Source organism: Chthoniobacterales bacterium, from assembly GCA_018883245.1.
Classification (GTDB): domain Bacteria; phylum Verrucomicrobiota; class Verrucomicrobiia; order Chthoniobacterales; family JACTMZ01; genus JACTMZ01.
Genome location: VEQL01000006.1, coordinates 42188 through 68191 on the forward strand (window position 1 = coordinate 42188; position 26004 = coordinate 68191).

24 protein-coding genes and 1 tRNA gene are annotated in these 26004 nt (G+C 62.5%); 9 read left to right on the plus strand and 16 right to left on the minus strand.

All coding sequences use genetic code 11. The features are described 5' to 3' along the window. Nucleotides 1–18: 18 nt before the first annotated feature. Genes FGM15_03560 through FGM15_03570 form a run of 3 tightly spaced genes read right to left on the minus strand, consistent with a single transcriptional unit; the run spans nt 19 to nt 3306 of the window. Complete coding sequence (locus FGM15_03560) at nt 19–2244, minus strand: NADP-dependent isocitrate dehydrogenase (GenBank protein MBU3664941.1); 2226 nt, start codon at nt 2242–2244, stop codon at nt 19–21. Nucleotides 2245–2299: 55 nt separating this feature from the next. Further along, on the minus strand, nt 2300–2614 hold the full coding sequence (locus tag FGM15_03565; GenBank protein MBU3664942.1) for a DUF971 domain-containing protein: 315 nt from the start codon (nt 2612–2614) through the stop codon (nt 2300–2302). After that, a complete protein-coding gene (locus tag FGM15_03570) occupies nt 2611–3306 on the minus strand; it encodes a YggS family pyridoxal phosphate-dependent enzyme (protein MBU3664943.1) in 696 nt (231 codons plus the stop codon). Before FGM15_03570 ends, FGM15_03565 begins: the two co-directional genes overlap by 4 nt. Nucleotides 3307–3361: 55 nt before the next feature. Here FGM15_03570 and FGM15_03575 point away from each other — a divergent pair, with 55 nt between their 5' ends. Both FGM15_03575 and FGM15_03580 read left to right on the plus strand, forming a co-directional pair. Then, nucleotides 3362–4282, plus strand: a complete 921-nt coding sequence (locus FGM15_03575) for a LysR family transcriptional regulator (protein MBU3664944.1) — start codon at nt 3362–3364, stop codon at nt 4280–4282. A gap of 27 nt (nt 4283–4309) precedes the next feature. Beyond that, complete coding sequence (locus tag FGM15_03580) at nt 4310–5104, plus strand: polysaccharide deacetylase family protein (protein MBU3664945.1); 795 nt, start codon at nt 4310–4312, stop codon at nt 5102–5104. Here FGM15_03580 and FGM15_03585 read toward each other — a convergent pair whose 3' ends face one another. The 4 genes from FGM15_03585 to FGM15_03600 are packed head-to-tail and all read right to left on the minus strand — an operon-like array spanning nt 5105 to nt 8625. Further along, nucleotides 5105–6361: an MgtC/SapB family protein gene (locus tag FGM15_03585; protein ID MBU3664946.1), complete on the minus strand. Its 1257-nt coding sequence runs from the start codon at nt 6359–6361 to the stop codon at nt 5105–5107. A 46-nt stretch (nt 6362–6407) separates the two neighbouring features. Next, entirely contained in the window at nt 6408–6941 is a 534-nt protein-coding gene (locus FGM15_03590; GenBank protein ID MBU3664947.1) for a DUF983 domain-containing protein, read from the minus strand. A 13-nt stretch (nt 6942–6954) separates the two neighbouring features. Continuing rightward, on the minus strand, nt 6955–8130 hold the full coding sequence (locus FGM15_03595; GenBank protein ID MBU3664948.1) for an aminotransferase class I/II-fold pyridoxal phosphate-dependent enzyme: 1176 nt from the start codon (nt 8128–8130) through the stop codon (nt 6955–6957). Between the two features lie 15 nt (nt 8131–8145). Then, nucleotides 8146–8625: an Lrp/AsnC family transcriptional regulator gene (locus tag FGM15_03600; GenBank protein ID MBU3664949.1), complete on the minus strand. Its 480-nt coding sequence runs from the start codon at nt 8623–8625 to the stop codon at nt 8146–8148. A 93-nt stretch (nt 8626–8718) separates the two neighbouring features. Here FGM15_03600 and FGM15_03605 point away from each other — a divergent pair. After that, nucleotides 8719–8794, plus strand: a tRNA-Thr gene (locus tag FGM15_03605). A 59-nt stretch (nt 8795–8853) separates the two neighbouring features. On the opposite strand, the gene FGM15_03610 is transcribed toward FGM15_03605, so the two are convergent. The 3 genes from FGM15_03610 to FGM15_03620 are packed head-to-tail and all read right to left on the minus strand — an operon-like array spanning nt 8854 to nt 11466. After that, nucleotides 8854–9888, minus strand: coding sequence for a spermidine/putrescine ABC transporter substrate-binding protein (locus tag FGM15_03610; protein ID MBU3664950.1), 1035 nt, complete (start codon nt 9886–9888; stop codon nt 8854–8856). Nucleotides 9889–9912: 24 nt separating this feature from the next. Then, a complete protein-coding gene (gene folD / locus FGM15_03615; protein ID MBU3664951.1) occupies nt 9913–10800 on the minus strand; it encodes a bifunctional methylenetetrahydrofolate dehydrogenase/methenyltetrahydrofolate cyclohydrolase FolD in 888 nt (295 codons plus the stop codon). Between the two features lie 9 nt (nt 10801–10809). Then, nucleotides 10810–11466 (minus strand): DUF374 domain-containing protein, encoded by a 657-nt coding sequence (locus FGM15_03620; protein ID MBU3664952.1) that lies wholly within the window; start codon nt 11464–11466, stop codon nt 10810–10812. A gap of 92 nt (nt 11467–11558) precedes the next feature. Here FGM15_03620 and FGM15_03625 point away from each other — a divergent pair, with 92 nt between their 5' ends. Next, entirely contained in the window at nt 11559–12869 is a 1311-nt protein-coding gene (locus FGM15_03625) for a DUF4159 domain-containing protein (GenBank protein ID MBU3664953.1), read from the plus strand. Nucleotides 12870–12878: 9 nt separating this feature from the next. Here FGM15_03625 and FGM15_03630 read toward each other — a convergent pair whose 3' ends face one another. Beyond that, nucleotides 12879–13502 carry a uracil phosphoribosyltransferase gene (locus FGM15_03630; protein MBU3664954.1) on the minus strand — a complete coding sequence of 208 codons (624 nt, stop codon included), beginning with the start codon at nt 13500–13502 and terminating at the stop codon, nt 12879–12881. Between the two features lie 133 nt (nt 13503–13635). Here FGM15_03630 and FGM15_03635 point away from each other — a divergent pair, with 133 nt between their 5' ends. From FGM15_03635 to FGM15_03650, 4 genes are read left to right on the plus strand one after another with little or no spacing between them, the layout of a single operon-like run. Then, nucleotides 13636–15456 (plus strand): ABC transporter ATP-binding protein, encoded by a 1821-nt coding sequence (locus FGM15_03635; protein MBU3664955.1) that lies wholly within the window; start codon nt 13636–13638, stop codon nt 15454–15456. Then, nucleotides 15453–16979: a bifunctional phosphoribosylaminoimidazolecarboxamide formyltransferase/IMP cyclohydrolase gene (purH, locus tag FGM15_03640; protein MBU3664956.1), complete on the plus strand. Its 1527-nt coding sequence runs from the start codon at nt 15453–15455 to the stop codon at nt 16977–16979. The genes FGM15_03635 and purH overlap by 4 nt, the downstream gene beginning before the upstream one ends. A gap of 39 nt (nt 16980–17018) precedes the next feature. Continuing rightward, nucleotides 17019–18626 (plus strand): DNA polymerase III subunit gamma/tau, encoded by a 1608-nt coding sequence (gene dnaX, locus FGM15_03645; GenBank protein MBU3664957.1) that lies wholly within the window; start codon nt 17019–17021, stop codon nt 18624–18626. Then, complete coding sequence (locus FGM15_03650) at nt 18623–18937, plus strand: YbaB/EbfC family nucleoid-associated protein (protein ID MBU3664958.1); 315 nt, start codon at nt 18623–18625, stop codon at nt 18935–18937. The genes dnaX and FGM15_03650 overlap by 4 nt, the downstream gene beginning before the upstream one ends. 38 nt (nt 18938–18975) lie before the next feature. Here the strand turns inward: FGM15_03650 and nadA are convergent, their stop codons facing one another. From nadA to FGM15_03670, 4 genes are all read right to left on the minus strand, one after another. Continuing rightward, nucleotides 18976–19899: a quinolinate synthase NadA gene (gene nadA / locus FGM15_03655; protein ID MBU3664959.1), complete on the minus strand. Its 924-nt coding sequence runs from the start codon at nt 19897–19899 to the stop codon at nt 18976–18978. A 35-nt stretch (nt 19900–19934) separates the two neighbouring features. Continuing rightward, on the minus strand, nt 19935–20858 hold the full coding sequence (fabD, locus tag FGM15_03660; GenBank protein ID MBU3664960.1) for an ACP S-malonyltransferase: 924 nt from the start codon (nt 20856–20858) through the stop codon (nt 19935–19937). Next, on the minus strand, nt 20855–21982 hold the full coding sequence (locus FGM15_03665) for a glycerate kinase (protein ID MBU3664961.1): 1128 nt from the start codon (nt 21980–21982) through the stop codon (nt 20855–20857). Before FGM15_03665 ends, fabD begins: the two co-directional genes overlap by 4 nt. 100 nt (nt 21983–22082) lie before the next feature. After that, the gene (locus tag FGM15_03670) at nt 22083–22814 is read right to left on the minus strand and encodes a hypothetical protein (protein MBU3664962.1); all 732 of its coding nucleotides are present in this window, start codon (nt 22812–22814) and stop codon (nt 22083–22085) included. 126 nt (nt 22815–22940) lie between these two features. Between FGM15_03670 and FGM15_03675 the strand changes: the two genes are divergently transcribed. Further along, nucleotides 22941–24851 carry a hypothetical protein gene (locus FGM15_03675; GenBank protein MBU3664963.1) on the plus strand — a complete coding sequence of 637 codons (1911 nt, stop codon included), beginning with the start codon at nt 22941–22943 and terminating at the stop codon, nt 24849–24851. Here FGM15_03675 and FGM15_03680 read toward each other — a convergent pair. Continuing rightward, entirely contained in the window at nt 24848–26002 is a 1155-nt protein-coding gene (locus FGM15_03680) for an NAD(P)/FAD-dependent oxidoreductase (protein MBU3664964.1), read from the minus strand. The two genes, FGM15_03675 and FGM15_03680, sit on opposite strands and share 4 nt — an antisense overlap. Between the last annotated feature and the right edge of the window lie 2 nt (nt 26003–26004).

Consider the following 26004-nt stretch of genomic DNA (forward strand, 5'->3'; position numbering starts at 1 on the left):
GAGGTTTTGGGATAGGTTCTATATCGCCGCGAGGATGCGGTTGAATGTCTTGCTCGGGCGCATTGCGGCGGAAGCTTTCGCGTCGTCCGGGCGGTAGTATCCGCCGATATCGGCAGCCTTGCCCTGCACGGAGGCGAGTTCGGCGACGATTTTATCCTCGTTGGCCGCGAGTTCTTCCGCCACGGGAGCGAAGATTTTTTTCAGTCCGGAATCTTCGTTCTGCGCGGCGAGCGCCTGCGCCCAGTAAAGCGCGAGGTAAAAGTGGCTGCCACGGTTGTCGAGCGTGCCGAGTTTGCGTCCCGGACTTTTATTGTTCTCGAGGAACTTGGCCGTGGCCGCATCGAGCGTATCGGCGAGGATTTTCGCCTGTTTGTCGCCCGTGGTGTCCGCGAGATGTTCGAGAGATGCAGCCAGGGCGAAAAATTCTCCGAGCGAATCCCAGCGCAGGTAGTTCTCGGACAGAAATTGCTGCACATGCTTCGGTGCTGATCCGCCAGCCCCGGTTTCGAACAACCCGCCGCCGTTCATGAGCGGAACGATGGATAGCATTTTCGCGCTCGTTCCCACCTCCAAGATCGGGAACAGGTCGGTGAGATAATCGCGCAACACGTTGCCGGTGACAGAAATCGTATCCTTCCCCTCGACGATCCGCTCGAGGCTGAACTTGCAGGCTTCGGCCGGGGGCAGGATGCGGATGTCGAGTCCCGCGGTGTCATGGTCTTCGAGATAGCGCTCGGCCTTGGCGATGAGTTGCGCGTCGTGGGCACGGTTTTTGTCGAGCCAGAAGACAGCGGGTGCGCCGGTGGCGCGTGCGCGCTTCACCGCGAGCTTGACCCAATCGCGAATGGCAGCGTCCTTGGTCTGGCAAGCGCGCCACACATCGCCGGCCCCGACTTTGTGTTCCATCAGAATTTTGCCATCGGCGTCGCTCACGCGCACAGTGCCGTCGGATGGAATCTCGAAAGTCTTGTTGTGCGAGCCGTATTCTTCCGCGGCCTGGGCCATGAGGCCGACGTTGGGGACGGATCCGAGTTTGGTGGGATCGAGCGCGCCGTGCTTTTTGCAGAAGTCGATCGTTGCCTGGTAGACGGACGCGTATGAGCTGTCGGGAATGACAGCCAGCGTGTCCTGCGTTTTGCCCTGAGCGTTCCACATCTTGCCGCCTTCGCGGATCATGGCCGGCATGGAGGCATCGACGATCACGTCGCTGGGCACGTGGAGGTTGGTGATGCCTTTGTCCGAGTTGACCATGGCCAACGGCGGGCGCGCAGTGAGCGCGGATTCTAGGTCGGTCTCCAGCGCCGTTTTTTCCGCCGCGGGAAGTTTGTCCATCTTCGCCACGAGGTCGCCGAGTCCGTTGTTGAAGTCGGTCCCGAGCTTTTCGAGCGTCGCGGCGTGCTTGGCGATGAAGTCGCCGAGGAAGGTTTTGACCGCGTGTCCGAACAGGATCGGATCCGACACCTTCATCATCGTGGCTTTGAGGTGCAGGGAGAAAAGGACGCCTTCTTTTTGTGCGGCGGCGATTTGCTTTTCCAAGAATGCGACGAGCGCCTTCTTGCTCATGAATGTCCCGTCGAACACTTCACCCGCCTGCAACTTGATGCCGTCCTTGAGCAACACAGGCGAACCGCCGGATGGCACAAACTCGATTTCGACTGTCGTGGGCGAGGGGACCGTGACGGACTTCTCGTTCGAAAAAAAGTCGTCCGCGCCCATGGTGGCCACGCGTGTTTTCGAGTCGGGCGACCAGACGCCCATTTTGTGCGGGTGTTTTCGGGTGTAATCCTTCACCGCCTTGGGTGCCCGGCGGTCCGAGTTGCCTTCGCGAAGCACGGGGTTCACCGCGCTGCCTTTGACTTTGTCGTAGCGCTCTTTGATTTCTTTTGTGGCGTCATCGGACGGCGTCTCGGGATAATCGGGCACGTTGAAGCCCTGCTTTTGCAGTTCGGCGATGGCCCCCTTGAGCTGCGGGATCGAGGCGCTGATGTTTGGCAGCTTGATGATGTTGGCCTCGGGCTTGTGCGTGAGGGCGCCCAGCTCGGCCAGAGCATCCGAAGTTTTCTCGTTCTGCGGCAGCTTGTCGGCGAACGCCGCGAGGATGCGACCGGCGAGGGAGATGTCGCGCAGTTCGAGTCCGATGCCTGCATGCTTTGTGAATGCCTGAACGATTGGCAGGAAAGAATAAGTCGCCAGCAGCGGCGCCTCGTCGGTCTTGGTGTAAATGATGGTCGATTTGGACGGCATAACGAAATAGCCCTTTATTAAAGCGCGTGCGCGTGTTTCATCCAAGCTCGGAGGGTCACGCCCGGGGAGACTGGGTGTCGATATGTCGCAGATATCCGACCGAATAGATACCGGTTGCGTGGCCATCGGCCCATTTCGGTTGCCAGCCGTAGCCTCCGACCAAGTCGTAGGAAAGCAGTTCGAAGCTATCGGGACTGTGGGTGACCTGCGGTCTTTCGCCGCGACCGAGAACATCGGGTTCGCCATTGCAGACGGCGCACGGGCAGGCCCGGCGGAGAGTTTCCAGCGGCAGATAGGTCTCGTGTCCGTCGCTCCATGCGATGGCCAGTTCGCGGCCTATGACTTGCAGATTGCGGATTTGCGGTGTCATGCCGTCGGGGTGGGGCGCGCGCCGAAGATAGAGGAGCCGACACGGACCAGGGTAGCCCCTTCCTCGACCGCGGGCTCGAAGTCGCCGCTCATCCCCATCGAAAGCTCGGGCAGCGGATGAGTGTGCGTTCGCTGAAGTTCATCGCGCAATTCCCGCAGAGCTTGGAAAACCGGACGGGCTTCCTCGGGGTTGTCGCTGTAGGGGGCCATGGTCATGAGGCCGCGCAGACGCAGTTTGGGCAGCGCCGCAAGGCCGGCGAATTCCGCTCGCAGCACGGCGGGCGTGAATCCGTATTTGCTCTGCTCGCCCGAAACATTGACCTCGAGAAGGCCATCCACCGTGCGCCCGCTCTCGCCGGCAATGCGGTCCATGGTCCGCGCAAGTTCCGTGCTGTCGATGCTGTGGAAGAATGAAAACAGCGGCAGGGCCTGCCGGACTTTGTTTTTCTGCAGGTGTCCGATGAAGTGCCATTCGAGATTGCGCGGGCACGCGGGGATTTTGTCGCGGGCTTCCTGAACGCGACTCTCGCCGAAAAGATGCTGGCCTGCCGCTACCGCCGCAGACACCGCCTCTGCCGGGTGGGTTTTCGAAACCGCCACCAAGCGAACAGTGAGCGGATCGCGACCGCGGCGGTTCGCGGCTCGTGCAATGCGGTCGTGGATTTTTCCGATGTTGCCGGCGATATCTTCCATTAGTCGGGCTTATGCTTCAAGTTGACCTCATTAGCAGCGCTGATACATTTTTGCCGTGCACGTTTCTTTGTTCAAAGTATTCCGCGATCTGGCTGAAACCGCCAGTTTTTCGGAGGCTGCCCGGAAGAACCAGATCACGCAGAGTGCGGTAAGCCAGCAGATCAAGGCGCTGGAGGCCAGGCACGGTGTGAAACTGATCGACCGCGGAAAGAAAAATTTCTCCCTGACGCCCGAGGGCGAGGTTTTTCTCGGTGCCGCGCGGGAAATTCTCGCAGTGGTTGACGATCTAGATGAGCGCCTGCGGGAGTTGCGGAACGTTGTGATGGGGGATTTGCGGCTGGCCGCGGTGCTCAGCGTGGGCTTGCACGAGTTGCCGCCCTACGTGCGCCAGTTCGCCCGCCTTCACCCGCAGGTGAAAATCCACACCGATTACCTTTGTTCTTCCGATGTCTATGCCGCTGTTCTGCACGGTCGCGCGGACGCCGGTTTCGTCGCCTATCCGGCGGCCAGGAGGGGGCTGTCTGCCGAAGTCCTCTGGCGCGACCGGTTGGTGTTGGTCTGCAGCCCTTCTCACCGCCTCGCACGCCGGTCCCATGTGCCGCTTTCCGAACTCGGCCCGGAAAAGTTCATAGCTTTCGATGCCGACACGCCCACACGCAAAGCCATCGATCGCGCGCTGCGCGCGGCCGGCGTTTCTATGCGTCCGGAAAACGAATTCGACAACGTGGAAACGGTGAAGCGGGCCGTCGAGATCGGCAACGCTGTTTCCATCCTGCCCGAAACGGTTCTGGCCAACGAGCGCAAGGCGGGTTCGCTCATTCCCGTGGAAATCGCCTCGGCCGACATGTGGAGGCCGGTGGGTGTGATCATGCGGCGCAACCGCGCAGGGTCTTTGGCTTTGCGGCACTTTCTCGAAATGCTGCGCGGGGCAAAATCTCGCACGGGGCTTGCCAAAAAAGCGCGGCTGGCGGATTAGTTCTTTCCGCCGCAATTTTCCAAAGCCATGCGATCGATTCTTCCCTTTGCCGCCGCGGCGTCCATGCTGGTCGCCGCTTGCGCCCAAGAGGGCATGGTTTCGCCCCCGGGGAACGCACCCTCGCTCAGCATCACTCCTCCCGGGGTGACGGCGGGCCGGCCGCCTCTCCAGCGGGCCAGCTACAACTCGGTCAACACATCGCGACCTGTCGTGGCCCTCACTTTCGATGACGGTCCTCACCCGGAACTGACACCGCAGCTGCTCGATATCCTCCGCCGCGAAGGCGTTCGCGCCACATTTTTTGTCATCGGGCGCAATGTCGATGCCTATCCGGAAATCGCGCGCCGGATCGTGGCCGAGGGTCACGAGATCGCCAACCATTCCTACACGCATCCGCCGCTGCCTTCCGTGGGTGCCGCGCGACTTCGCGACGAAATGGTCAGGACGAACGAGTCGATCATGCGTGCGACGGGACGCTGTCCCACGGCCATGCGGCCGCCCTACGGTGCGATCAACGAGCGCGTCCGGCAGAGCATCATCAACGATCATCGCCTCGACGTCGTGCTGTGGTCGGTCGATCCGCTCGATTGGAAACGTCCCGGTGCCGGCGTGGTTGCCGACCGCCTTGTTCAAGGGGCGCACCCGGGAGCCATTCTCCTGGCCCATGACATCCATCCGGGCACCATCGAGGCCGTGCCGGATGTGATCGCCAGACTCAAGGCCAAGGGCTACGGATTTGCCACGGTCAGCCAGCTTTTTGCCCTGCAAGAACCGCCGTCCGCGGCCACGCAGGTCGCGCGGCACGGCACCGCGGTGCGCTGATCAGCACAGCCAAGCAGCCAGAGCGGCAGCCAGAGCGGTCAGTCCGAGCACGGCGACCACCGGTCCGCGCATCACCGCGCTTCCCAACGCGTAGGCGATGGATGCCTTGAGCAGCGAGTTGGCACCTGCGGCGATGGCGACTGCGCGGGCCGCGTCACCGGATGCGATTTTTCCGGCTGCCTCCAGCTGCGAGATCGAAAGGCATATCGCGTCCAGATCCGTCATGCCTGAAAAGAAGCTCGCCCAATACACTCCGGTTCCGCCGGAAGTTTCGTTCGCCCAGCGAACGAGCAAGACGATGAGTGCGTAGAGCGCGGCAAATTGGATTGCCACGCGCAGGCTCAGGGGGTTGCGCACCTCGCTGGCCGGACGGCCCGAGGGGTTGGAGCCGGTGAAGCTCCGCCAGTTCCAAAGGGCGAAGAGAATGCCCGGAAGGGCGACAAAGACGAGGATGGGTGCGAGGGCGGATAGCAGGGAAGTGCTGACCGCGCCTACCAGCACAGCCACGCGTGCCAGCATCACTGTGCAGGCCAGTGTCACGGCAAGAGCGCACATACGACCGGTCTCCGGGTAAACCCGGCTTTCACGGCTCATGGCCAGGGTGGTTGCGGTGCTGGAGGCGACACCGCCGAGCAGGCCGGTGACCGCGATTCCCCGCTCCTGCCCGAACGCACGCATGGCAACATAGCCGACAAAGCCGAGCCCCGAAACGAGCACCACCATGAGCCAGATGTTGCGCGGATTGAAGGCGCCGTAGGGCCCCCAGGGCGTGTCCGGCACGAGGGGAAGCACGATGCCGGTCACGGCGGCGAACTGCAGCGCCTGCCGCACGTCCATCGGGGAAAATTTGCGCGACAAGCGGTGCAGATGTTCTTTCGAGGCCAGCAGCAGGAGGAGGGAAACGGCGATGACGACAGCGGTAGTTTCCTGGCCGTAAAGCACGAGGCCTCCGAGCAGGTAGGTGGCGAGCCCGAGCGCCCCGGTCGTGAGTCCGAAATTCCGTCCGCCGCGCTTGAAAAGGAACAACGAGAGAAGCGCGGCGATGGCGACAAACCCCGCGAGAAAAAAGCCCGCGGTAAGTTGGCGGTCGAACCACGCGCAGAGCGTCCCGATCACCGCCCACAGCGCGAACGTGCGCGCGCCGGCGGTTGTGTCGCTCTGCGGATTGTCGCGCTCGCCGCTCCACTGGCGCTCCAGCCCGAGCAGGGCGCCCAGCGAGGCGCTGACCAGAAGTGCTTTCAGCAACTCGGGTAACACGTTTTCTTTCTAACCCCGGATGCCGTCTCGCGCGAGCCCCGCGAATTCACACACCCGCGTCCGCCGGCAACCGGGCCCTGCGGGGTGGCTGACGCGGAGGCGGTTCCGGCGAGTGCGGCACGTTTCCGTCGCCGCCGTCGTCCTCGCGTTCGTGGGGATCGAAGAAATGGTCCCAAGCGATGAAAATGGTTTTGGAGTGGCGGACAAAAAGCACATTGAAGAGAACGACCGGTCCGACCACCGCGGCGATGAGCGTCCAGACCGGCCAGTCGAAGAACCATTCGAAGGCCCCGTAGAGCACCAGCCCCAGCACGGCCGCGATGCCGTAGTTGATGGCCCAAATGGAGAGCAGGAAGTAGCCCGGCTCGCGGTCGAAGGCGTAACCGCAGCGCGGACAGCCGTCGAGCGGTGTGAACCAATCGTGCAAGCTGCGGGTGCGCGCGAGGGGAGGAAACACCGGCGTCTTGCCGCAGACCGGACAGCGCAGGAGCATCGCCCGGCCGAAATACCGTGCCGCCTTGTTCCACGATTGTCCGCCGGTCACGCGATCCTCCATAGCTGCGCCGGCGGTGCCGGTCAAAGCCGCACGGACATCAAGCCGCCTGTTTTTTGAGCGCCGCGACGAATTCCGCCATGCGCTGCATCGCGACTTTGATCTGGTCCAGCGCCGTGGCGTAGCTGCATCGCACGAAGCCTTCGCCCGACGGGCCGAAGGCCGGCCCGGGAACGACGGCGACTTTTTTCTCCTCGAGGAGACGCAGGGAAAATTCGCGGCTCGTCAGGCCGGTGGAACGGACGTCGGGAAAAACATAGAACGCCCCGCGCGGCAGGGGGCAGGGAAGACCCATGTTGTTCAACGCGGCGGTGATGTAGTTTCGGCGCAACTGGTATTTCTCGCGCATGTCGGCGACCGCGGGATCGCCGTGCCGGAGAGCCTCGATGGCTGCATCTTGCGCCATAATCGGCGCGCAAAGGATGGCGTATTGGTGGATTTTCATCATCGCCTCGATGATCGCGCGCGGCGCGCAGGCGTAGCCGATGCGGAACCCGGTCATGGCCCAGCCCTTGGAAAGTCCGTGCAGGAACACAGTCCGCTCGCGCATGCCCGGCAGCGAAGCGATGGAGACGTGTTCCGTGCCGTCATAGGTCAGCTCGGCGTAGATCTCGTCGGAAAGCACGATGAGGTCGTGCTTGCGGCAGACAGCAGCGATCTCCTCCAGTGCCTGGCGCGGCATGGTGGCGCCGGTCGGGTTCGTGGGGAAATTGAGGAGCAAAACTTTCGATCGCGGTGTGATGCGCTTCTCCAGTTCATCGCCGCGCAGCTGGAAATTGTCTTTCTCGTGCACCGGCACGGCCACCGCCTTGCCATGGGCAAGCGTGACGCTCGGGTTGTAGCTGACGTAGCAAGGCTCGTGGTAAAGAACCTCGTCTCCCGGGTCGAGCAGCGCGCGCAGGGCGATGTCGATCGCCTCGGAGACGCCGACGGAGACAAGAACTTCGGTCGCCGCATCATATTTCACGCCGAAGTTGCGCGCCACGTAGTCCGCGATCGCTTCCCGCAGCTTGGGCAGGCCGAGGTTCGAGGTGTAGCCGGTGCGCCCCTTTTCGAGGGAAAACAGCGCAGCTTCGCGAATATGCCACGGTGTGGCAAAGTCGGGTTCGCCTATGCCCAGCGAAATGACATCGCGCATCGACTGCACGATCTCGAAGAAGTCGCGGATGCCCGACCGCGGGATGTCGCGCACATGCGCGGCGATTTTGTTTTCCATGGCCGCGGCGCGGGGTTACGGGCTGACCGCAAGACGGTCGTCGGGCGCGGTGTCCACAAAGAGCGCCCCGTTTTCCTTGTAAGCTTTGAGGCGGAAGTGCGTGGCGGTCGAAATCACCGGCTCGAGCGTGCTGAGCTTTTCCGAGACGAAGCTGGCCACCTCGCGCAGGCTGCCGCCTTGCACGACGACCATGAGGTCGTATCCGCCGCTCATGAGGTAGCAGCTCACCACCTGGTCGAATTTCGCGATGCGCTCGGCGATGCGGTCGAACCCGCCGCCGCGCTCCGGCGTGATGCGCACCTCGATCATCGCGGTGACGGTGTTTTTGTCCAGGCGGTCCTTGTCCACGATGGCTTGGTAGCCCCGGATGACCCCCTCTTTCTCGAGCGCGGCAATGCGGCGGTTGACCTCGTCCAGCGTGATGTTCAGTTGCCGGGCGAGGTCCTCGCGGGGCGTGGTCGAGTCCTGTTGCAGGAGGCGTAGAAGCGATTCCATGGATTTACCGCGGATTATGAGGTGCCTGCGGTGCTCTGGCAAGATGCGGGGCTTGCCAGAGGCCGCATCCGGGCGATATTTTCACATCATCGCGCCGAAGTAGCTCAGTTGGTAGAGCAGCGCATTCGTAATGCGCGGGTCAGGGGTTCGAGTCCCCTCTTCGGCTCCACTTTTGGAGCCCGACACTTCGGCCAAGCGCCGCGCAAGGCGCCGGCTTCCGCGATCAGGTCAGGGGCGCTTAAGCCCCCTCACAAGCGCCTCGACTTTTTCCTGCTGCGGGCCGAGGTCGGCGCCGAGTTGGGCGCGGGCAACGTCGAAGGGCGTCGGGTAGCTGGCGGGATTTTTCTTTTGCTCGTCGGAAAGCATCTCGCGGGCCGCGGCATTCGGATTGTAGCCGGGGCGCCGGGCCGAGAGTTCCACGCCGATGCGGGGCGTCAGCAGGAATTCAAGGAAACGCATGGCTTCTTCGCCGTGGCGCGATCCCGCGGGGATACCCAGGACCTCCACGAACATGCGGGCACCCTCCGCTGGGAACACCCACTGGAAGCGCGGATTTTTCGCGGAAAGGATCGCCGCGTCTTCGCTGCGCATGACCCCGATGTCCGCCTCGCCGTCGAAGATCGCCTTGCCGGGGTCGTTGCTGTCATAAACGCGCACTTTCGCCAGCCAGTCGGCGAGGAGCGGACGGACCATGGAAAGGTTGGTGTCGGATGCATCGTTGACGGGAATGCCGGCCGCGGCCAGCGCCCAGCTCACGATCTCGCGCGGTTCGTCGATCACCACGACCCGGTTGGCCCAATCGGCGGTGAACACATCGCCGTAGCGCACGATCGACGGGGGAACGACTTCGGAGTTGTAGACGATCCCGGTGAACGCGGCCATCCACGGCACGGTGAATTTGTTGCCGGGGTCGAAGTAAGTCCGGCTGAACAGCGGATCCAAATTTTTCAGGTTGGGGATTTTTTGCGGATCGAGAGGCATCAGCGCCTTGTCTGCAACGAGCGGACCGACCAGATAGTCAGGCGGCTGGACCACGTCGTAACGCACCTCGCCGCCGGAGAGTTTCGCCAGCATATCGGCTGGGGTTGCGTAGGTGTCCACCGCGACGGGGATGGCCGACTCGCGCGAGAACTGCTCGATGATATCAAGCGGCAGTCCGCGGGCCGGCAGAAGAAATCGAAGCGTCGGGTCGGGCTTCTCGCAGCCCGCGAGCAACACGGTCGCGGTGAAGGCCGCGATCATGAGAAAAGGTCGCTTTTTCATCAGTTTGCAAAAGCAAATTGGCGATCAGTCCCCGCTGCGTCCTGTGATGCGCCGGCAGGCTTGGACCGTGTTGCGCATGAGCATGGCGATCGTCATGGGTCCCACTCCGCCGGGCACCGGCGTGATGGCGCGGCACTTCGGGGCGACCGCGGCGAAATCCACGTCGCCGACGAGACGATAGCCGCGCGGCGAGGCGGCGTCTTCCACGCGGTTGATGCCGACGTCGATCACCACCGCCCCGTCGCGCACGTGGTGCGCCCCGAGAAAGTTCGGTCTCCCGATGGCCGCGATCACGATATCGGCGGACTTTGTCACCGCGGGCAGGTCGCGGGTGCGGGAATGGGCGATGGTCACGGTGGCATCCACGCCTTTGCGCAGCAACAGCAGTGCCATGGGCTTGCCCACGATCATGCTGCGTCCCACCACAACGACGTGCGCCCCAGCCAGCGGGATGTCGTAATCTTTGAGCAGCTCGAGGCAGCCGAGCGGCGTGCAGGGAACAAGCGCGTCTTCCTCGCCGGCGGTCAGCGCGGCGACATTGACGGGATGAAAGCCGTCCACATCTTTGGCCGGATCGATCGCCCGCACGACCGCCCGCTCGTCGATCTGCGGCGGGGGAGGTGATTGAACAAGGATGCCGTGGATCGCCGGGTCGGCGTTGAGTTCATGCACAACGGCGAGGACTTCTTCCTGGGTCGCCGATGCGGGCAGCTCGATCTTGCGCGAATGCATGCCCAACTCGCGGCAGGTTTTGTCCTTCGAGCGGACGTAGGCCACGGAAGCCGGGTCTTGGCCGACAAGGACAACCGCGAGTCCCGGGGTTATCCCTTGTTTTTTGAGTTTATCGATCTCCGCGGCCGTTTGCTCAAGGCGCCGTGCCGCAACCGCTTTTCCGTCGATCAATTCGGGCATGGGCGCCATTTAATCCGCTTCCGCGCGCAAAACCGACTCGATTTTTGCGCGCTCGGCCTCGAAAAAGTTTTCGTCGGTCTGCCCGGGAATACTCACCGGCGGGGCGAGTGTGACATCGAGTGAGGAAAACGGGCGCGGGATGCGGAAGCCGTCCCACGTCTTCATGGTCCAGCACCGGCTGAACCGCGCGTGGATGGGGATGATGGTGATGCCGGTCCTCTGCGCCAGGTAAATGGGGCCGGGCCCGAGTTCGTATTTCGGTCCGCGGGGGCCGTCGGGCGTGATGGCAATGTCGTGGCCTTGGGCGACTTTATCGAGGAGTTCCCGCATGGCGCCCGCACCGCGGCGCGAGCTGGAGCCGCGGACCGAACCCATGCCCAGTCGGGATGCCACCTCGCCGAGCCACATGCCGTCCTTGCTTGCACTTGTCAGCACCAGAACTCCGCGCCGTCCCGGCGGGTAAACCCGGAGAAAGGCTGCGGTGACGGCAAGGATGCGGTTGTGCCAGAAGGCGTAGATGACCGGATGTGGCGGCGGGCTGGACAGAAATCCGGCCTGGTCGTGCAATCGCACGCGCAGCGTGGCAAAGAGCGCGCGCAGCGCGAGTGACCCGGCCCGCGCGCCGAAACGCTGGACTGCAGTGGGTCGCGCAGGTTTTGTGCTCACGCCGCAAGGTTGTCAAAGCTAGGCAATCGCGCCAAGCGCCCAGTCCTGCGTTGATTTTGGCGCTCCCGCGGAGATATTTGGATAGTTCGCCCATGGATCCCGAAGAAAAGATGTCGTTGCTCGACCGCCTGATCGAGAAGTTCAGCAATTCGCGCTTTTTCACGATCTCGTTCGTTCTGCACGTCCTGCTGATCGCGATTTTCGGCGGAACGGTCCTCTTCGAGGCGATGCAGGAGCCGCCGGACTTCGAGGGTGGCGAAGGAGGATTTCTCGCGGCCGGGGAGCCTGCCGCCGCCCCGCCCGCGCCTTCGCAGGCGCAGCCCCAGGAAACAACTTTCACCGTTTCCACGCCATCCATGCAAAATTCGACCGTGGCTGCCATCACCACCACAGGGCAGAACCCTTTGAATTTCTCGATGGACGCCATCATCACTCCCACGACGATGGTCAAGCCCGCCGCCACGACCTCGGTGGCAACCGCGGCACCGGTCGCGTCGGTCGGGGCCGCCGGCATGAGTGCGGAGGTGGCTAAGCAGATCGGCGCCTTCACCGGCGGCTGGGGCAAGGGGACAGGTAGCGGCACGGGCACGCGCCAGCGCGAATTTTCGTTCACCGCTTACGTCGCCAAATACAGTGGCGGCAACTGGGATTCCACCGTGGATCTCAGAGGAGGCAAAATTTGGCGCGGCAGCCTTCCAAACATCCTCGAGTTCATGAGCAAGGAGTCGAAGGACAAGGTCAAGACCGATTATCGCAACGTCGAGGCGATCCCGCTCGACAGCGACAAGCTGTTCTCGGTCAAGCCTCCTTTCATATTTTTCACCGGCTCGAGGGACTTCAAATTGTCGGACAAGGAAGTCGAAAATCTCCAGAAATACGTTCGGCTCGGGGGCGCGATCTGGGGTGACAGTTCGGTGCCGGGCCGCGGGTCCCGCTTCGACATCGCGTTTCGCCGCGAGATGAAGCGCGTCATCCCGGACAAGGACAAAGATTTCGAGGAACTCGATGTCAACGATCCCATGTTCCGCCGTGCACCCTATTTTCCCGAGATCAAGAAGCAACCTGCGGGGATCAATTACTATGAGGAGCCCGTTTATGTGATGCGTTATTTCGGCGAGATCGCGGTGATCTACACGGCCAATGATTACGCCGACATGTGGCAGTTCGGCGTCAAGCTCGACGAAAAATCCAAAAAATGGGTCATCAACAACGACCGCGACGAAAACGGCGTGCGGGTTGCCATGGACTGGGATCTTTACGTGAACAGCGGCATTTACATCCATAATACGGATCCCAACCCGCCCATTACATCGATCCTCGACACTTACAAGTTCGGGACCAACATGATCATCCACCTCCTGACCCGCTGGGAGGACAAGTTGCGCACGGCGCCGCGGTTGTAGGCGGCCGTTTCAGGTCCCGAAAATCCGGTCGCCCGCATCGCCCAGACCGGGCGTTATATAGCCGCGATCGTCGAGTTCATCGTCGAGGGCCGCACCGAAAATCGGCATGTCGGGATGGGCGGCACGCAGGCGCTTCACGCCTTGGCGCGATGCCACGATGCAAGCGCACGTCAGCTTCGGGATGCCCTCCTTTTTTAACCGGTCTGCCGCGGCGGCGAGGCTGTTGCCGGTGGCGAGCATGGGGTCGAGCAACAGGACGTGCGCTCCGGCGGAATGCGGCGGAAGCCGGAAGTAATAGCTCACCGGTTCGAGCGTCTCCTCGTCGCGGAACATCCCGATGTGGCCGACCGCGGCCGCGGGGAAGATGCGAAGGATGCCATCGGCCATCGCCAGTCCGGCGCGCAGCACCGGCACCAACACGAGCGGCCGGGCGGCGTTTGCTCCGGCCGCGGTGCCCAAGGGTGTCTGCACGCTGATGGGTGTCACCTCGAAATCGCGCAGTGCCTCGTAGGCCACCAACTGCGAAAGTTCCTGCAGAAGGCGCCGGAAGTCGGGAGCCGGCGTGCGTTTGTCTCGCAACGCGGACATTTTCAGTTCGGCGAGCGGATGGGAGACAAGATGGAAACCCGCGATCGGTTGCTTGGTCACTGGGACGTGATTGTTCCCGCTGGCGGGTGACCGGTCAATGCGGCACGCGGGGGTTTGCCGCCACGACATTTGCTGGTAGGCTCCGTTTCCCGCGCGGCATCGCCGCAGAATTCATCTCATGACCAAGCCGCACGATTCGCAGTCCGGAAACGACCGGACCACCTGGCAGCCGTATCTGGAGCTGCTCTCCTACATCGGGCCCTACAAGGGCCGGTTTGCCGTCGGCGTCCTGATGGGTGTGCTTTTCGCGCTGGTCAACAGCTCGATTCCGCTGCTCGTGCGCTATGTGGGCGAACGGGTTTTTCCGGGTGGCGCGGACAACGCGAAAATTGCCGCGGCTGCGGCATCCGGCGCCGGGCCGAGTGTGGAGTCCGTGCTTTGGGTCTGCCTGCTCGTGCCGGTAGTCATGCTCCTGCGCGGTTTTTTTTCGTATCTCAACGCCTACGAAATGTCGTGGGTGAGCCTGCGCGTGCTCAATGATATCCGGAGCAAGCTTTTTGCTTCGATCATCGGCCAGAGCATGGAGTTTTTCGACAGGGCGCGCACGGGACGTCTGATGTCGCGCGTTCTCAACGACACGTCGGTCGCGCAGAGCACGCTCTCGCAGTTGAGCGTGAATCTTTTCAAACAGCCGATCGCGCTGGTCGCCGGCGTGGCGGCCGTGCTCTGGATCGATTGGAAATTCAGCCTGGTCGCGTTGGTTCTTTTCCCGGCCTGCATCGTTCCGGTGGCGATGTATGGACGCAAGGTGCGCAAAGCCGGACGCGCAGAGCAGGAGCTGGCCGGCGAAATGAATGTCATACTCCAGGAATCGTTCTCGGGTATCCGCGTGATCAAATCGTTCACCCGCGAAAACGTGATGAAGCAGATGTTCGACAAGGCGGTGATGGACCAGTTCCGCAATTCCATGCGCGTGCTCAAGAACACGGAAATCACCACGCCGCTCGTCGAGGTGGTCGCCGCGATCGGTGTGGGCATGGCTCTTTTCTACGTTTATGCGGCGCAGCTCAGCGCAGCCAAGTTCCTCGCACTCATGGCGGGTATTTTCCTGCTCTACGAGCCGGTCAAGTCTCTGAGCCGCATCCATCTCCAGCTGCAGAAATGTCTGGCTGCGACGACGAGCATTTTCGAGCTGATGCGGCGTCCGGCCGCCATCACCGAGGCGTCCGATGCCGCCGCGTTGGGCGTGTGCAGGGGCGGGATCGAGTTCGACCGTGTGTCCTTCGCCTACGGTGAGCACGGTGCGGCCCTGCAGGACGCCAGCCTGCGCATCGAGCCCGGACAACGCGTCGCTCTCGTGGGTGCCAGCGGCGCGGGAAAAAGCACGGTGCTTTCGCTTATTCTCCGTTTTTACGACCCGCAGCAGGGCGCGGTGAAGATCGACGGGCGCGACATATGCTCGCTCAAGCTCGAATCGTTGCGCGGCAAAATCGGGGTCGTCACCCAGGACACTTTTCTTTTCCATGACACGATCCGGAACAACATACGCTTCGGGCGTCCTGACGCGACCGACGCGGAAGTCGAGGAGGCCGCGCGGCAGGCTTATGCGCATGACTTCATCCTGGCCCAGCCGCAAGGATACGAGTCCGTGGTCGGTGACAAGGGCTGCATGTTGTCCGGCGGCCAGCAGCAGCGTTTGGCCATCGCCCGCGCTTTGCTCAAGAACGCGCCCGTGCTCCTGCTTGACGAGGCGACGTCGGCTCTCGATTCTGAAAGCGAGCGCATGATCCAATCCGCCCTCGACAAATTGTCCGCCGGAAAAACGGTTGTCGCCATCGCGCACAGGCTTTCGACCATCCTGAATTCAGACATGATCGTCGTGATGAGCGGCGGCCGCATTGTGGACACGGGAAGGCACGAGGAGTTGCTGCGCTCGTCGGAGATCTACCGCGGACTTTACGAAATGCAGTTCCGCCACGGGGAGGTTGCGGCGTCGTGAAAATCCGCCGCGCATTGCTTTCCGTCTCGGACAAGACGGGCCTGGTGGATTTTGCGCGCGGTTTGGCCGACGCGGGAGTCGAACTTCTCTCCACCGGCGGCACGGCTTCCGCCCTTCGCGCGGCAGGTCTGACCGTGAAAGACGTCTCCGAGCACACCGGTTTCCCGGAGATTCTCGACGGCCGGGTCAAGACGCTGCACCCGATGATCCATGGCGGGTTGCTTTTCCGCCGCGACAAACCGGAGCACACCAAGCAGGCGCAGGAGCACGGCATCGCCCCAATCGATTTGGTGGTGGTGAATCTGTATCCCTTCGGGGAGACGGTTGCGCGCGAAGGTGTCACGCTCGAGGAGGCCATCGAAAACATCGATATCGGCGGTCCGTCGATGTTGCGCAGCGCCGCCAAGAATGCCGCCGCGGTCACCGTGATCTGCGATCCGGACGACTACGGGGACGTGCTCGAGTCGATGAAAGAAAATGGCGGCGCGACGACGTTGAAGCTCCGCGAGCGGCTCGCGGTGAAAGTCTTCGACCTCACGGCCCGCTACGATCGCGCAATCGCCAACTATCTCCAGTCCGGCCAGCGGACCCGCGCGTCGTTCACCTGCTCGCAGCCGCTCGCCGCACGCCTGCGCTACGGTGAAAACCCGCACCAGGAAGCGGAGCTTTACGGGAATTTCTCCGACCATCTCGAGCAGTTGCACGGCAAGGAACTTTCCTACAACAACATCCTGGACATCACTGCCGCGGTCGACCTCATCGGGGAATTTGACGCGCCCACGGTGGCAATCCTCAAACACACCAATCCCTGCGGCGTGGGCAGCGACGACGACGATCTCTGCGCGGCTTGGGAAAAAGCTTTTGCCACGGACCGCCAGGCACCCTTCGGCGGAATCATCATTTGCAACCGTCCGCTCACGGCCCCCTTGGCATCAGCCATCGCGGAAATTTTCAGCGAGGTGATCATCGCCCCGGATTTCGAACCGGAAGCCCGGGCCCTGCTGCAGAAAAAGAAAAATCTCCGTCTCATGCTCCTGCGCGGGCTCCCGCAGCCTGCGCCGCGTGATGTGCGGTCGGTCATCGGCGGGGTGCTGGTCCAGGATCATGATGCGTCTTCCGAGAAGCCCGAGGCGTCCCAAGTGGTGACGGCGCGCCCGCCGACGCAGTCCGAGTTGCGCGCCATGGAGTTCGGGTGGAAAGTCGTCAAGCATGTCAAATCCAACGCGATCGTTTTCGCCGGACCCGACCGCACGTTGGGTATCGGCGCAGGCCAAATGTCGCGGGTTGATTCGGTCCGCATCGCGGTCTGGAAGGCGGGGGAAGCCGGGCTCTCGCTGCGAGGCAGCGCCGTGGCCAGCGACGCATTTTTCCCGTTCCCCGACGGACTGGTTTCGGCGGCGGAGGCCGGAGCCGTTGCGTGCATCCAGCCCGGCGGCTCGGTGCGTGACGCGGAGGTCATCGCGGCCGCCGACGCGCGCAAAATGGCCATGGTTTTCACCGGGAAGCGCCATTTCCGGCATTAAATCCTCCGCATCGGGTCGCGGATGCCGTAATTTTTTCCCGTGAGCTACCAGGTTTTCGCCCGCAAATACCGCCCGCAGGTGTTCGAGGAGGTTCTCGGGCAGGACAGCGTGGTTCGCACACTGCGCAACGCGATCAAGTCGGACCGCCTTGCGCATGCCTACCTTTTCGTCGGTCCGCGCGGGGTGGGGAAGACATCGACAGCGCGCATCTTTGCCAAGGCGTTGAATTGCGCGAAAGGGCCGACCGCCACGCCTTGCGGGGAGTGCGATCCCTGCCGCGAGATCGCCGCCGGCAACAGCCTCGACGTGCTTGAGATCGACGGCGCGAGCAACAACAGTGTCGAGCAGGTGCGCGAACTGCGGGAAAACGTCCGCTTTCTTCCCGCGCACGGCAAATTCCGCATCTACCTCATCGACGAGGTCCACATGTTGAGCACGGCGGCTTTCAACGCCTTGCTCAAGACGCTGGAGGAACCTCCGGCGCATGTGAAATTCCTCTTTGCCACCACCGAAGCGCACAAGTTGCCGGCCACCATCATCAGCCGCTGCCAGCGCTTCGATCTCCAGCCGATCCGCGACGATGTGGCGGCCGCGCATCTGCTGGCCATCGCGAAGAAGGAAAAGGTGGCGCTTGATCCGGCGGCGGCGGACGTGATCGCGCGCGCGGCCGAGGGCGGCATGCGCGACGCCGAGTCGATGCTCGACCAGGTCGTTTCGTTCTGCGGCGAAAAGGTGACCGAGAAGGATGTGCTTTCCATTTTCGGGTTCGCCTCCGCCGCGCAGGTTGCAGAACTGGCCGGTCATGTGCTCTCGGGCGATGCTGCGGCTGCGCTCGATCTGGTGGCGGCACAGGCCGAAGAGGGCAAGGACTTGGGACGGCTACTCGCCGACCTCGTCGCGCTTTGCCGCGACTTGCTGGTCAGCGAAGTCACGGCGAAGGAGATGCCGGGGCGCCGCGGGGAGTTGCTCGCCCCGCTGCGCGGACGCTTTCCCGCCCGCAAGCTCACCGGGCTGCTGGAGATTTTTTCCGCCGCGGAGGCGGGACTGCGGTTTTCGCCCGACAAGAAACTTCCCCTCGAGCTTGCCGTGGTCAAAGGCATCCAGCTTCTGCATACGGCGGACTTGGATGAAGTGCTCGAAACGCTCGCCATTCTGCGCGGCGGGGCGCCCGCGCCTGCGGCCGCCACCCGCAAGGCAGCCGCGCCCGCACCTGCCAAACCCGCGGCGATCGCGAAACCCGAACCGGCTGCTCCGCAGTCGTCGCATCGTGCCGACCTCTCCGTGAAAGACGCGTGGGTCAAAGTGGTCGCGGAGATTTCCGCCCGGCACACCATCCGGAGCGCTTGGCTCGAGGAGGCCCAGGAAATTACCGAGGAAGACGGTGTGCTGCGCGTCATTTTTCCCGCCAGCGCCGCACGGCAGATCAAGGCGCCGTATGCCAAAGACCAGGCGCAACTCGTCTCGCAGCTCTGGGAAAAAAATACCGGGCGAAATGTTGTTTTCCGTCCGGAGGCGACCGGCGCAGACACGTTGAAGGCTGCGCCCGCCGCCGCAGCGTCTTCCGCGGACGATTTCGAAAACGATCCCGGGATCGAGGCTGCCATCGAGCTGTTCGGCGCAACTTTGGAAAAAGAGGAGTCTCAATGAACATACAGAAAATGATGAAAGAGGCGCAGAAGATGCAGGAACGTCTCGCCAAGGCGCAGAGCGATCTCGCCGCCCAATCCCTGCAGGTTTCCGCCGGCGGCGGCAAAGTCACGGTGACTGCCAACGGGTCCGGTGATATCACCGGCATCAAAATCGCCCCGGAGGTCGTCGATCCCCGGGATGTCGAAATGTTGGAGGATCTGGTGCTGTCCGGAGTGCGCGAGGCGCAGGAAGCGGCGCGCAAATTGCAGGCCGATTCGATGGGCAAGGTCACCGGTGGCCTCGGAGGTTTGCCCGGATTTGGGCTTTGATTTTGTAGAGTTTCACGGCGCGTCGGGCGCGCCGGGCCCTACCGGCTCAGTTCCAGCATGCGCCGGATGGGCACCTCGGCCCGCGCACGCAGTTCTTCGGGGATGACAATTTGCGGAGAAAGGTCGCGCAGGCAGTCGCGCAACTTCTCCAGCGTGTTCATTTTCATGTAGCGGCAGTCCGCGCAGGCACAGTGATCGGTCGGACCGGGAATAAAGGTTTTGCCGGGAATCTCCCGCTTGAGCCGGTGGAGCATCCCGGATTCGGTGACGATGATGAACGCTTCGGCCGGCGAATTTTTGCAATAGCCGACCATTTTTTCCGTCGAACACACCTCGTCGGCGAGAATGCGCACGGCGTGCGTGCACTCGGGGTGCGCGACAACGGGTGCTCCCGGATATTCGGCGCGGATCTTTTCGATGCTTTGGCGCGTGAATTCCACATGCACGTAGCAGTTGCCTTTCCAAAGCGTCATGGGGCGACCGGTCTGCTCGGTCACCCAGGACCCGAGATTCTCATCGGGCACGAAGAGAATGTTGCGGTCCGCTGGCACGCTCTGGACGATTTTCACCGCGTTGCCGCTGGTGCAAATCACGTCGGAGAGCGCTTTGACCCCGGCCGAGCAATTGATGTAAGCGACGACGTAATAATTCTTGTCCGCATGCTCGCGAAGGTAAGCCTTGAGCTTGTCCGCCGGGCAGGAGTCGCTGAGCGAACAGCCGGCGTTGAGGTCCGGAATGACCACCGTTTTTCCGGGATTCACGATTTTCGCCGTCTCTCCCATGAAGTGGACGCCGCAGAAGGCTATCACATCGGCATCGGTCTCGGCTGCGCGATAGCTCAAACCGAGCGAATCGCCCACATGGTCGGCGAGTTCCTGGATCTCGGCGACTTGGTAGTTGTGTGCGAGAATGACGGCATTGCGCTCTTTTTTCAGGCGCCTGATCTCATCGGCCAGGAACATGGGTGCACTATGGCTCTGCGGGCGCGGGGACGCAATCAGAGCGCGAGCTTTTCCACGTCTTCCGGCGTGCCCACGGATTGCACGGGTGTGCCTTTGCGGATGCGCGCAACCATGCCCGCGAGCGTGGTGCCGGGGCCAAGTTCGAGGAAGCTGTCGCATCCGAGTTCATCGAGCAGGCATGTCACGCAGTCCGCCCAACGCACGCTGTCCGTGACCTGGTCGGCGAGGGTGCGCCGGATGTCATCGGCGTTTTTCACGGCTTTCGCATCGACGTTGCAAACGACCGGGAAGTGGGGTTCGTTCAGCGGAGTGCGGAGAAGGACTTCTCCCAGACGCTCGTATGCCGGTTGCATCAGGCGCGAATGGAAGGCGCCGGCCACTTTGAGTTCCACGGCTTTGCGTATACCGAAATCTTTGGCCATGCCGACGGCCATCGAGACTTTACCGGCCTCGCCCGAAATCACGATTTGGCCGGGCGAATTTATGTTGGCCACATCGACATCGGTCTGGGCAGCGAGATCGCGGACCACGTTTTCGTCCACTCCGATCATCGCCGCCATTCCGCCGCGCGTCACCTCGCAGGCCTCCTGCATGAACTTTCCGCGCTGCGCGACCAACTGAAGCCCGGTGGCGAAGTCGAAAGTTCCCGCGGCCGCGTGCGCGGTGAATTCGCCGAGCGATAGTCCTGCCGTTCCCCTCACGGGCAATTCACCCAGCTTTTCACGGACCACCGCCAACGCCGCCAAACCATGCACGTAAAGGGCGGGTTGGCAGACGGACGTCTTGGTCAGTTCCTCCTCGGGTCCTTCCCAGCAAATTCTGCTCAGAGGCCAACCGAGAATTTCATCGGCTTGACGGAAAAGGTCCGCAGCGACGGGAAACTTTGCGGCCAGATCTTTGCCCATGCCGACCGCTTGGGCTCCCTGACCGGGAAAAACGAGTGCGAGTGTTTTGTTCATAAAATGTCGCCTTCACGCAGTGCCTTTGCAGCGCGACCAGCGGCGCTTTGGAGAAGTGGGCCGGCGTGTGTCATGGCGTATTGGAGCGTCATGGAGTCATCGGAGATCGGAATCGCCGCGTCGAAGTTGTCGCGGCACTCGCTATTGCTTAACGGAATGGAACCTGCCAGAGCAATCACGGGTTTACCGTGGAGACGTGCAAGGCGCGCAACGCCCGCGGCAACCTTGCCATCGCCGGTTTGTTTGTCGATGCGGCCCTCGCCTGTGACAATCACATCAGCCGAAGCCACCGCCCTTTCAAATCCGGTGATGCCGGCAATCGTGTCGAAACCCGGGCGCAGCTCGCCGCCGAGGAAGACAAGCACGCCGAAACCCAATCCGCCCGCCGCGCCCGCACCGGGTGTGTTTGCGGCTGAGGCGTGCAGATCACGCGCGGCCACATCGGCCAGACGTGTCATTGACGCTTCGAGAGCTTCCACCGCTTCCGGGGACGCGCCCTTCTGCGCCGCGTAAGTGCGGGATGAGCCGTGAGGGCCGAGAAGGGGGTTTCGCACATCCACGAGTGCGCAAAACCTGCAAGTAATTCCCTGCGCAGGTCTCCCGATGTGTTCCAGTGCCGAAAGGTTGCATGGGAGGGGATCGAGGTGCACGCCATGCTTGTCGTGGAATCGGTAACCAAGCGCGTCCGCCATGCCGCAGCCTCCGTCGTTGGTTGCGCTGCCTCCCAAACACAGGCGGATATCGTCCGCGCCGGCTTCCTGCGCGGCGCGGATTACTTCGCCTAGACCTGCGGATGTCGCAGTTAGCGGATCGAGTTCATCCGGTGACAGCCCGGCAAGCCCGCAAACGCCGGCTACTTCGATCCATGCCGTTCGTCTCGTTGGTTGCCATAGCCACGCTGCCTGCACAGGACGCCCGCGCGCGTCGCGTGTAGTCGTCGCCATTCGCTCTCCGCCAAGCGCAGACTCTATAACCGCAAGACTGCCATCTCCGCCGTCGGCGAGCGGTTGCTGGATAATTTCACAATCAGGCCACGCTGCGCGCCATCCAGCGGCAATATGTTCCCCCGCTTCGCGCGCAGTGAGACACCCTTTGAATTTATCCGGGGCTATCAGAATCTGCATGGTCGCACGCGCCTGACCTGCAGGACCTTTTTGTCTGCAACGTGTGCCCAGCGTGCTTGTAGTCGCTGGCTGCCTGTGCTCCGACGACAAAGAAATGGAATCAGCGGGAGGGAGGAGTGCCGCCTCCGCTACTGCCTCCACCGCCGGAAGAACCCGACGGAAGATTGACTCCCCCTTGGCCTCCAGCTCCCGGGCCGCCGACACCCCCGCCGTTTTGCTGCGCGTTTTGCGCGCCCTGCTGGGCTGCCTGTTGAATGGCGTTTGCATCGGCGTTCGGCGCGCCTTGTATGACAGATTCCGCAATCGCCTGTTGCTGGCTCGGCGCTGCTTCGGCCACGCTTTCGGCCACGCTCACGGCGGCTGCTGGAACCGCCGCAGCAACGGCACCGGCCACCGCGGCAGCGGCCGACGGAACCGCCGCAGCAACGGCACCCGCGATCGCTGCGGCCGATGAAGGAGCAGCATTGGCAGCGGCCTGTGCGACGCTTACCGCGAATTGCGGCGTTGGCACGAAGGCCGTGGCAGCTGCAGCGATAGCGTCTGCTTTTTCAGGATTCTGGCGGGCCATCTGTTCCACTGTGGCCAAAAGAGCCTGCGCGTCGCCATTTGCTCCGAAGGCTTCGCCCAAAGACTGAGCTATGTCAGCAGCTTCTTCTTCACTTTGGACCGAGTCTTGGTTGAGGGCCAATTGCTTGGCTGTCTCGACGGCTTGGGCACCGTTGCCGCTTTGTGCTCCTTGTGCCTTGGCTGTCGAAGCGGGTGCCATAAAGGCAACAAGCGCCACAAGAAGAAGCAGTGCGATCGGGCGGCTGGGGGAAAAGAGCATTTTCATTGCCTCAAGATTAAACCGGCCCGCTGTTTTGCAAGCAAATAATGGCCTTTGGGAGGGGAAGCGCTTCTTTTGACCGCCAGCAAAAACTCTTTTGTCGGCGAGCATCGCGCATAGCCTTGCGGAAGTATGGTGCCGCGCTTGCTAGGCTGGCTGTGTGCCGTCCTGTTGGCGGCAGGCCTCGTCGTCTCGCAGATCTTTCTGGGCGGCTGGTGGTATCCGGCATTGGCGGCGCCCGGATATCTTCTGGCGGGAGCGGCCGCTCTGACGGCAGGACTGCTTTGTTGGAAGATTGGCGAAGAACCTGGAGCTTGGTGCGTTGGTGTCACTCTGCTTTTTGCCGGCTACCTGATTTGGCGCCAGTCAGAGAGCCCCGATCCTTACGCGGCGCGGGATGACTTTTGGCTGCTTATGGCCTCGCTCAGCGTCTACTTGACGGCTGCTTGGCAGATGCGTGCGCCGAGGCAAAGAGGGTTTGTTGTCGGGGCTATGATTCTTATGGCGGTGGTGCAAACGTCTTTGGCGCTTGCGCAGTTCGCCTCCGCAAAACCTTTCCACCCGTTCGGGGATCTGGCCCCGGATATCGAATTTCTCCGCATCGAGGGCCAAACTGCAAATCAGGGCTGGGTCACGGGGACGCTGGCCAGTCGCGGCTCTCTCTCTGCGGTGCTTCTTGTGCCGACGTTTCTTTCGCTCGGCTTTCTTTTGTGGGCCCGCGTTGGCGTCGCGTTGAAACTCATTCTTCTTTGGACAACCGCTGCGGGCTTTGTCGGCTTGGTGCTGTCGCTCTCGCGCTCCGCTTATCTCGGGTCCTTGGCCGGACTGGCGGTGTTTGCCGCGACAAGTTTCTTCATCATCCAGCGCGGTGCTTTGGCGCACCGCGGGTTGCTTCTGCTCGCGCTGCCCGTGCTCGCCTGCATCTTTCTCGGTGCCGCTTTGCTGACCGGATGGGAGAGCTTGGCCGTGCAGATGCGTGTCTGGCGCATCGGCCTTGACGAATTCCGCGAGCAGCTCTGGTTCGAGGCCTTGCCACCGATGCTTCGCCTCGATCCCTGGCTTGGAGCCGGCGCCAACATGTTCGACCAGTTGTCGCTTCGCTACCGTGGCGGAGCCTTCAATGGCCGTCCCTACCATGCGCACAACGACTGGCTGCAATTGCTGGTTGAATATGGGCGCATCGGGCTCGCCCTGGGCCTGTGCTTTTTTCTCACCCACATCGCTGCAGCATGGCGCAACGCCCTTCGCATCGCTCGCGAGACGACGCCCTCGGGACTGCTTCCACAAGATTCGTCCCTTGCCGTTCTCACAGGCGCGCTGGCCGCGCTGGTCGCACTGGCTGTGCACTCCTTTTTCGACTACCGATTGCATGTTCCGGCGGCTGCTTTACCCGTGGCGCTTTGTGCGGGATGGATCGCGGCCACGCGAAAGGCATCGGACTTGGGCGCGACGTATTCGCTGCCCTGGTGGATGCGCGTTCTTGCGGTCATGCCTCTGCTGCCGGGTATCGCGCTCCTTTGGTCTGTGACTCGTGAGTTGCCCGCGGAGCAGAAAGCCCTGGAAGCTGAACGTGCGATGTTCCGCGGCGATCCGCGGGTGGCCTGGGATCTCACGACCGAGGGCCTGATTCGGAGCCCGGACAACCCGCGCTTGCTTGTGCTGGCTGGCGAATCAGCAGGCCTGATCGGCAATGCCTGCACCGCAACGAAAGAGAAGCGCGGATGGTATGAGCGCTCCGCAGCACAATACGCCCGCGCAGTCGGGGAGAGACCCTTTTTTGCCTATGGCTTGCGCGAATACGCACTGGTCTTGGACTGGTGTGGGCGCCAGAAAGAATCGCTGCCATTTCATTTGCGTGCGATCGCCCGCGATCCCGACAGCGGGGCGGGTTACGAGTATTTGGGCGTCCATTACTGGACCCTCGGGCGCAATGACGAGGCCGCGCGTTTGCTGCGGCTCGGCCAGCATTTTCCCGGGTCTCGCTTGGCGGGGGAATTTCTCGAACGTATCGAGAAAGCGAAGAGTCAGCCCCCGGCGAATTAAATAGCCTCTCCGGCGGCATGGGCGCTGGCCCAAGCCCACTGGAAGTTGTAGCCGCCGAGCCACCCGGTGACATCCACGACCTCTCCGATGAAATACAATCCGGAGACGCTGCGGCATTCCATGGTCTTCGAGGAAAGCTCCCGGGTATCCACGCCGCCCAAAGTCACCTCGGCCTTCGGATAGCCCTCGCTCGCCGGAAAAGTGACAGGCCAGTGATGGATCAATCGGCTTGTCTGCTCGCGTTCGCGTGCAGTCCATTGTGCCACCGGTTTGGCCGGTGCATGCCGCGCGCACCACGCCTCCGCGAAACGCTTGGGCCAGAACCGCGCAAGCTGGGCAACCGCCGGTTCCCGTCCCGGGGCGGGCGTGTCATTGCCGTGCGGCAGGAGGTCAAACTCGACGGCTTCGCCCGGGTGCCAATAATTCGAAATCTGCAGCACGGCCGGACCACTGAACCCGCGGTGAGTCAGCAGAAGCGACTCTTCGAAAACTGCTCCATGGTGCATCGCGCGCACGGGAATCGAAACGCCGCTCAGCGGTCCAAAGACGGACAGATCCTTGTGGTCCAACGCCAACGGAACAAGCCCGGGCCGGATCTTCGTTAGGCGGAGACCGAATTGCCGCGCAATGTCGTGTCCCAGGCCCGTGGCGCCGAGCTTTGCGAAGGACAGACCGCCTGTGGCTACGACCAGTGCATCGCAGGAGAAATCGCCCGAGGAGGTGCAGATACGGAACTTTTCCGGCTTGGCGATTTCGTTGATGTGGACGCCGCAGCGCACTTCCGCCCCGGCTCGTGAGCATTCTTCGAGCAACATAGCGACGATTTCGCGCGAACTGCCGTCGCAGAAGAGCTGCCCGAGTTTCTTTTCATGCCACCGGATGCCGTGACTTTCGACAAGCGCGAGAAAATCGTTTGGCGCAAAGCGGGCGAGAGCCGAGCGGCAAAAGTCCGGCGACTCCGAAAGATAATTCTCCGGCGTGGCGCGGATGTTGGTGAAGTTGCAGCGCCCGCCTCCGGAGATTTCGATCTTCTTCCCGACCCGTGCGTTGTGTTCGAGAACGAGAACGCGGCGACCGCGTTGTCCTGCGGTCAGGGCGCAGAACAGACCTGCTGCGCCGCCTCCAAGTATGATGACATCACGGTGCTCCACGG